The sequence below is a fragment of the Kitasatospora sp. NPDC056181 genome (genome assembly GCF_042266225.1).
Taxonomy (GTDB): Bacteria; Actinomycetota; Actinomycetes; order Streptomycetales; family Streptomycetaceae; genus Kitasatospora.
On record NZ_JBHJUK010000090.1, the window covers coordinates 30,077 to 37,106 of the forward strand.

Annotated in this window: 6 protein-coding genes; 5 read left to right on the top strand and 1 reads right to left on the bottom strand. The window is 75.4% G+C overall.

All coding sequences use genetic code 11. The features are described 5' to 3' along the window. Positions 1–305: 305 nt before the first annotated feature. The 4 genes from ACFC1F_RS28565 (at position 306) to ACFC1F_RS28580 (ending at position 5,155) form a co-directional block, all read left to right on the top strand. A complete protein-coding gene (locus tag ACFC1F_RS28565) occupies positions 306–1,670 on the top strand; it encodes a serine hydrolase domain-containing protein (RefSeq protein WP_376162532.1) in 1,365 nt (454 codons plus the stop codon). 601 nt (positions 1,671–2,271) lie between these two features. Next, the gene (locus ACFC1F_RS28570) at positions 2,272–2,937 is read left to right on the top strand and encodes a response regulator transcription factor (RefSeq protein WP_376162534.1); all 666 of its coding nucleotides are present in this window, start codon (positions 2,272–2,274) and stop codon (positions 2,935–2,937) included. Then, the gene (locus ACFC1F_RS28575; RefSeq protein ID WP_376162536.1) at positions 2,934–4,325 is read left to right on the top strand and encodes a sensor histidine kinase; all 1,392 of its coding nucleotides are present in this window, start codon (positions 2,934–2,936) and stop codon (positions 4,323–4,325) included. The genes ACFC1F_RS28570 and ACFC1F_RS28575 overlap by 4 nt, the downstream gene beginning before the upstream one ends. A 47-nt stretch (positions 4,326–4,372) precedes the next feature. Continuing rightward, complete coding sequence (locus ACFC1F_RS28580; RefSeq protein ID WP_376162538.1) at positions 4,373–5,155, top strand: class I SAM-dependent methyltransferase; 783 nt, start codon at positions 4,373–4,375, stop codon at positions 5,153–5,155. A gap of 187 nt (positions 5,156–5,342) precedes the next feature. Here ACFC1F_RS28580 and ACFC1F_RS28585 read toward each other — a convergent pair whose 3' ends face one another. Then, a complete protein-coding gene (locus ACFC1F_RS28585; protein WP_376162540.1) occupies positions 5,343–5,852 on the bottom strand; it encodes a hypothetical protein in 510 nt (169 codons plus the stop codon). 364 nt (positions 5,853–6,216) lie between these two features. Between ACFC1F_RS28585 and ACFC1F_RS28590 the strand changes: the two genes are divergently transcribed. Further along, positions 6,217–6,816: a hypothetical protein gene (locus ACFC1F_RS28590; RefSeq protein WP_245204896.1), complete on the top strand. Its 600-nt coding sequence runs from the start codon at positions 6,217–6,219 to the stop codon at positions 6,814–6,816. The last annotated feature ends 214 nt before the right edge of the window (positions 6,817–7,030 follow it).

Genomic DNA, 7,030 nt, shown 5'->3' on the forward strand with positions numbered 1-7,030 from the left:
GAGGGTCGGGGCGGTGTCCGGGACCGGGTCGTGACGAGGCGGAGGACGACGGCCCGGAAGGCGGTCACCCCGGCGGGGACGGGAGCGGCCGGTTCGCCCCCGAGGACACCGAGCCGGGCAGTGGCAGCACGGTCAAGTCAAGCCCCTAAACGATGATTTGACGCGGCGTCATCTCCTTCTTCCGGCCGGGCCGGTCCGGTCCTCGGGGCTCACGTCCGATGACTCCGCAGGACGACGCGCAGGGGGTGCGGCAGATGCGATCGTGGTGCCGGCGGTCCGGGGCCGGGCCGGAAGGGGCGGGCACCATGACCATCGTTCAGGCTCGGACACCGCGCCGGCGCGGCCGGCTGGGGACGCGGCTCGCCGCCGTCGCCCTGGCCGGCGCCACCGTCGTCACGCTCGCCCCGACGGCGGCGGTGGCGGCGGGCGGGGCGGGAGAGACGGGCGCGTCGGCGTCCGGAACCGGGTCCGCGCAGGAACGCCGGCCGCCCCGCGTCGACGGACGGCAGGAGCTGCGGGACCTCGTGGAGCGCGGGGGGACGACCGCCGCGCTCGCGGAGATCCGCGCCGACGGACGCCCCCGGTTCCGGGGCGCCGCCGGGACCGCCGACCTGGCCTCCGGGCAGCAGGCCAGGCCGGACGGCCGGTTCCGGATCGGCAGCGTGACCAAGACCTTCGTGTCGACGGTCGTCCTCCAGCTGGTCGGCGAGGGCCGGCTGCGACTGGACGACCCGGTCGAACGGCACCTGCCGGGGGTCGTCCCGAACGGCGCCGCGATCACCGTCCGGCAGCTGCTGAACCACACCAGCGGCCTGTTCAACTTCACGGAGGACGAGCGGTTCCTGATCCGGAGCGAGGCCGACCTGCAGGACTTCGCGTACGGGGGGTGGCGGTACCGGGACTACCGCCCCGAGCAGTTGGCCGCGGTCTCCGCCGAGCACCCGCCGTACTTCGCGCCCGGGCAGGGCTGGCACTACTCCAACACCAACTACGTTCTCGCCGGGATGATCGTCCAGAAGGTCACCGGGCACACCTGGCAGCGCGAGGTCGAGCGCCGGATCGTCCGGCCCCTGCACCTGGACGACACGACGTTCCCGGGCTCCGGGACCGGTCTCGGCGGCCCGCACGCCCACGCCTACCTCGCCATGCCGGCGGGGCCGGCCGACATCACCCGGCTCGACCCGAGCGTCGTGGACGCGGCCGGCAACGGCATCTCCACCACCTCCGACCTCAACCGCTTCCACGCCGCGCTGTTCGGCGGGGAGCTGCTGCGGCCGGCCGAGATGGCCGCGCTGACGGACACGGTGGCGACCACGATCGAGGGCGGGCGGTACGGGCTCGGCGTGCTCCGGATCGACCTGGGCCCGGGCTGCGAGCCGGCCTGGGGCCACGACGGCAGCCTCCCCGGCTGGAGCACCCTGCTGCTCGGCAGCCGGGACGGGCGGCGCCAGTTCGCGCTGTCGTACAACCCGTACGTCGGCACGGACGACTCGGCGAGCGGGGAGCCGATCGGCTCGCTCGTGGCCAAGACGCTGTGCGACCCGGGGACGGGCACGGGCGCCGTCGCGGGCACCGCACCCGGCGCAGCCCCGACCCCGGCCCCGGTCCCGAGGGCGCTCCCCCGCACCGGCCCGGACCTTCGCGTCGAGGGCGTCCCGCACGCCCGCTGACCACGTCGACGGCCGCGGCCGCGGGCCCGCCGGGCCTCCCCCGTGGCCGGCCGGGCCCGGGCTCTCATCAGATCCTCAGGCAGCCACCGTCAGGCTCTTGCGCGTACGGACGGCGGGCAGGGGACGGAGCTGGGCGGTGCGGGGATGCATACGGGGCCGGTACCGGCGGCGGGCGCAGGCCGGGCGGGTCCTGCGGCGGGCCGGGTGGGCGGCCGTCGCGTTCGCGGCGGTCGTGACGGCGGGGACGGCGGCCGGGGTGGTGGCGCGCTCGGGTGCGGACCCGCGCGCGGTGGTGTGCGGGCGGGCCGAGGCCGCGGGGCACCACCGGCTCGCGATGCGCTTCTGCCGGGGGGGACCAGGGCCGCCGCACGCCCGTGGTGCGTCCGGTGGGAGGGCGCGGCCGGGCTCATCAAATCCTCAGGTTCCCGCTGTGATGATCTTCCACGTCGGCGGCCGCGCCTTCCCACTCCCCCACAGGGAGGCGCTCCGCCGGCGCCGCCGGCCCACGGCCCCGGGCGGCGGACGTGGGCCGGCGAACGGTCACCGGCCGCGCACGCCGGCGCCTGCGGCCCCGCCGGCGGCCACGGCTATCGTGACCCGCATGCGCGTACTGGTGGTCGAGGACGACGATGACCTGCGGTTCGCCGTGGCCGCGGCACTGCGCGGCGGCGGCCTGGCCGTGGACGAGGCCGGGGACCTCCCCGCCGCGGACGAGGCGCTGTTCGTCACCGCCTACGACTGCGTCGTCCTGGACCGGATGCTGCCCTCCGGCGACTCCGCCGGGTATGTGCAGCGGATGCGCCGCGGCGGCCGGACGGTACCGGTGCTGTTCCTCACCGCCCGGGACACCGTCGCCGACCGGGTCGAGGGGTTCGCGACCGGCGGCGACGACTACCTGGTGAAGCCCTTCGCCGTCCCCGAACTGATCGCCCGGGTCCGGAACCTGTGCCGGCGCACCGCCGTCGCCCGCCCGCCGGTGGTGCGCTGCGGCGGGCTGGAGGTCGACACGGCGCGCCGCACGGTGCACCGCGACGGCGTCCTGCTCTCCCTCACCACCAAGGAGTTCGCGGTCCTGGAGACGCTCGCCGCCCGGCCCGGCGAGGCGGTGCGGCGCAGCGAACTCATCGAGCGCTGCTGGGACGAGATGGCCGAGCCGAACTCCAACGTGGTCGAGGTCCTGGTCTCCCAGCTGCGCCGCAAGCTCGGTGATCCCCCGCTGATCCACACCGTGCGCGGGATCGGGTACCGGCTGGAGTCCGCGGCGTGAGACTCCCGGCCCCGGGCGTCGCGCTCCGCCGTTCGCCCGGCCGTTCGCTCCGTCGGTCGCTCCGTCGCCGCTCGCGTCGCCGGCTCCCGCCGACACCGGCGGGCCGCATCCGCCGGCTGCGGCGGCGCATCACCCTGCTCTTCGCCCTCGTCAGCGCCCTCGGCCTGGTCGGCATGGCCGTGCTCGCGGTCCGCGCCGACGACGCGTCCTGGCGTGCCCAGGTCGACGCCGACCTCAAGCTCAGGACCAGCGAGTTCGCCGCCGACCTGCGCTACGACGAGGAGGGCGTGCTCGACTACCCGGATCCCCGGGAGGGCGGGTACGACTGCCCGCCGGTGACCCTGTTCACCGGCGGGCAGGGCCGGCTCACCGCCCTCGCCTCCCCGCACCGGCCCTGTCTCGCCGTCCCGGCCCCGGCGGCGAGCGGGCTGGCCGCCGAGGCCGCCAGGGAGGGCGACGTGGTGCTGGCCACCGCCGCGGACGCGGACGGCCGCCCGTTGCGGCTGTCCGCCCAGCCGTTCGCCGGCGGCCAGGACGCGGGGAACACGGACCTCGTGGTGGTCGCCGCGGTGGACGTCTCCGGCAGCCTGGACGACCACGAGCGGCTCACGGTGCTGCTCACGGCCGCCTGTGCGGTGCTGGTCGCCCTCTCCGCCCTGGCCGGCCACTGGCTCGCCGGGCGCGCCGTCCGCCCCGCCCTGGCCGCGCTCGACCAGCAGGAGGCGTTCCTCGCGGACGCCGCCCACGACCTGCGCACCCCCGTCACCTCGATGCGGCTGCTCGCCGAAACGGGCCTGCGCGGCGAGGCGGACGGCCACGAGGTGCTGCGCCGTACGCTGCGCCAGTCGACCCGGATGGGCGAGCTGGTCGACGACCTGCTCACCCGGGCCCGGCTGATGGCCGGCGCGGTCCCGCTGCAGCGCGAGCCGCTGCGCCTCGACCAGCTCGTCGACGCCGTCGTGGCCGACACCCCGGCCCGGGGGCACCGGGTGCGGGTCGAGGCGGTGGCGGCGGTCGTGTTCGCCGACCCCGGCCTGCTGCGCCGGGCCGTCACCAACCTGCTGGGCAACGCGCTCGCCCACGGCCACGCCCCCGGCGAGCCGGCCGACATCGGGATCACCGTGGGCGCGGACGGCACGGTCGCGGTCGACGACGCCGGGCCGGGCATACCGCCGGAGCAGGCGCAGTCGCTGTTCGAACGGTTCCACAGCGGCGCGGGGTCGAGCGGCCTCGGCCTGTCGATCACCGCCTGGGTCGCGCACGCGCACGGCGGTTCGCTCACCGTGCAGCGCAGCGCCCGGGGCGGGGCCCGGTTCCTTTTGAAGGTCCCCGTGCAGAAGCGGCCCCGAGCGTCGGGGCGGTCCGGGTGCGACGTCGGGCAGCCGTAGCGTGAACTGCCGGTCCCCCGGGGCGGTCACGCACTACGGTGGGGTGCATGTCCGAGCTCTCCGTGCGGGATTTCTACGACGACCTGGCCCACGACTACCACCTGATGTTCCGGGACTGGGACGCGAGCATGGCGTACCAGGCCGAGGTACTGGGCGGGCTTGTCAGCGGGTGTCTCGGAGCGGGTCCGCACACCGTCCTGGACTGCTCGTGCGGGATCGGCACCCAGGCGATCGGGCTGGCCCTGGCCGGGCACCGGGTCGTCGGCAGCGACCTGAGCCCGGTCGCGGCCGCGCGCGCCGTCGCCGAGGCGGCGGCCCGCGGCGGCCGGCTTCCGCCCGCCGCGGCCGACATGCGCGAACTGCCTTTCCGGGAGGGGGCCTTCGACGTCGTCCTCTGCGCGGACAACGCACTCCCGCACCTGCTCTCCCCGCGGGATCTCCGGACGGCGCTCCTCGGCATGGGACGGGTGCTCCGGGAGGACGGACTGTTGGTGCTCACCGTCCGGGACTACGACGAGGCGCGCCGGAACAGGCCCACGGCGACACCTCCCCAGGTCTCGGACACACCCGACGGCCAGGTGGTCACCTTCCAGCTGTGGCACTGGCACGAGGACGGCGAGCGCTACGACCTGGAGCACTTCCAGCTCCTCCCCGCGCAGGGCACCTGGAGCGTCCGGGTCCGCCGGAGCACCTACTGGGCGCTGACACGCCCGCAGTTGACCGGGTTCGTGGCCGAGGCCGGCTTCACCGACATCACCTGGCACGATCCGGCCTCCAGCGGGTACTACCAGCCCGCGCTCACCGCACGGCGCGCCCACAGCGTGCGGTGAGCGCGGTGAGTACGGTGAGCGCGGACATCGGTTCCGCCCCCGGACTCCCCGTTCGCCTGTCGCGAGCCGGTGGCCGGCACGCCGCCCCCGGTGCCGGACGGGGTACCGGGGGCGGCCGGGCAGGTACGGGCGGTCGGGCGGGTGCGGGCGGGTGCGGGCGGTCGGGGTGGTCACCCGCGACCGGGCGTCACTGCCAGACGCGGTAGACGGCCTCGCGGGCCTGGCCGAGGTACTGCTGGTAGGTGCCCAGGTGCCAGGCCGCCCAGGAGGCCCAGCCGCGGCCGGTGCCGTCGTTGTCGATCGCGTAGGCCTTGCGGGCCGACCAGCCCATGTCCTGCCAGTTCTCGGGGGTGACGACCCCGGCGTCGTGGCCGTGGACCTCGGGGTACCAGTGCTCGTTGATCTGCCAGGCACCGAGGTCCTTGGTGCCCGGGTCGGGGTCGGTGGGCTGGTTGGTGTGGACGGCCAGGCGGTTGCAGCCGGACTCGGCCATGGCGATCGCCACGGCGTAGATCGCGTCGTCGTTGCGGCCCTCGCCGGACTTGTCCTTCGCGAAGCCCGCCCACTGGGCCTCGCGGGCGCAGGCGTCGATGCCGCTCTGGTCGCCGGCGGCGTTGGCGGTGAAGGCGGTGGAGGTGAGGCTGAGGGCCAGGACGGCGACCGAACCGGCCAGCAGGACACGGGTCTTGCGCAGCACGAGAGTTCTCCCTTCGACGACGGCCCGGGGTCGGGCCGGGTACGGGAAGGACGCTAGGCAGCGCGAGTAGACGGGCGGTCAACTGGCGGAAGACGACCGCCCCGCGCAGGGGGTGCCGTCCCACGCAGGGGGTCGTCCCACGCAGGGGGTCGTCCCTCGCAGGGGGGTGCCGTCCCGCCGGGCCCGGCCGGGGCACTTCCCGGCCGGGCGCGGTTGCATGTTCCGGCCAATCACGCCCTCCATGGCATGAACACCGGTCGTCCACATGATCTCCGCACTAGGGTGAGGCCGTTCCACCGCTCGGCCGTCCCCCCGACCGGCGGGCTTCGCGTGTGCCCGCCGCCAGTACTGGAGTGAACCGACCATGCATCCTCGTCATCTGTGGAAGCGTCTGACCGGCGCGGTCGCCCGCCGCGGCATAGGCGCCACGGTGGGAGCGCTCGCGCTCATCGCCGCCTTCGTCCTGGCGGGCACCGCCGCGGGCACGTCGGACGCGGCCGCCCAGCCGTCCCGGAGCGCCCCCGGCCAGTGGTCCTGCGCCGGCGCCGCCATCCCGAACGGATGGGTCCTCACCGCCTACAACAAGGACGGCTGCAGCGGCTGGGGCTCGTGGTACCAGCAGCCGGCCGCCGACGGGCTGTACACCTGCAGCGGCTCCCCGGTCGTCACGGGGTACGTCATCACCGACTACTCCAAGTTCGGCTGCAACGGGATCGGCTCCTGGCGGCACAACATCGCCAAGGACGGGATCTGGACCTGCGGCGGATCCCCGATCGTCGCCGGGTACGTCCTCACCAACTACACCAGCTACGGCTGCAACGGGGTCGGTGCCTGGCAGCACAGCATCGCCAGGGTCGGCCTGATGACCTGTCCCGGGTCGCCCATCCCGGCGGGCTTCCGCTCGACCACCTACTGGGCGTCCGGCTGCGGCGGCCAAGGGGCCTGGTTCCTCGCCGCCGCCTGACCCGGCAGGTGACCGCCGCCGTGGCCCGGCAGGGCCGGGTCCGAGGACGGTCCGGCCCCCGACCGGACCCTCGGTGACGGAAAGCCCTGCCGGAATCGGACAGTTCACGGCTTCGGGCAGTTCACGGCTTCGGGCAGCGCGGGCCCCTGCCGGGTCGGCAGGAGCCCGCTGATGCGGAGGGCCGGGCCGGTGTTCGTCGAGGACGGGTCCCGCC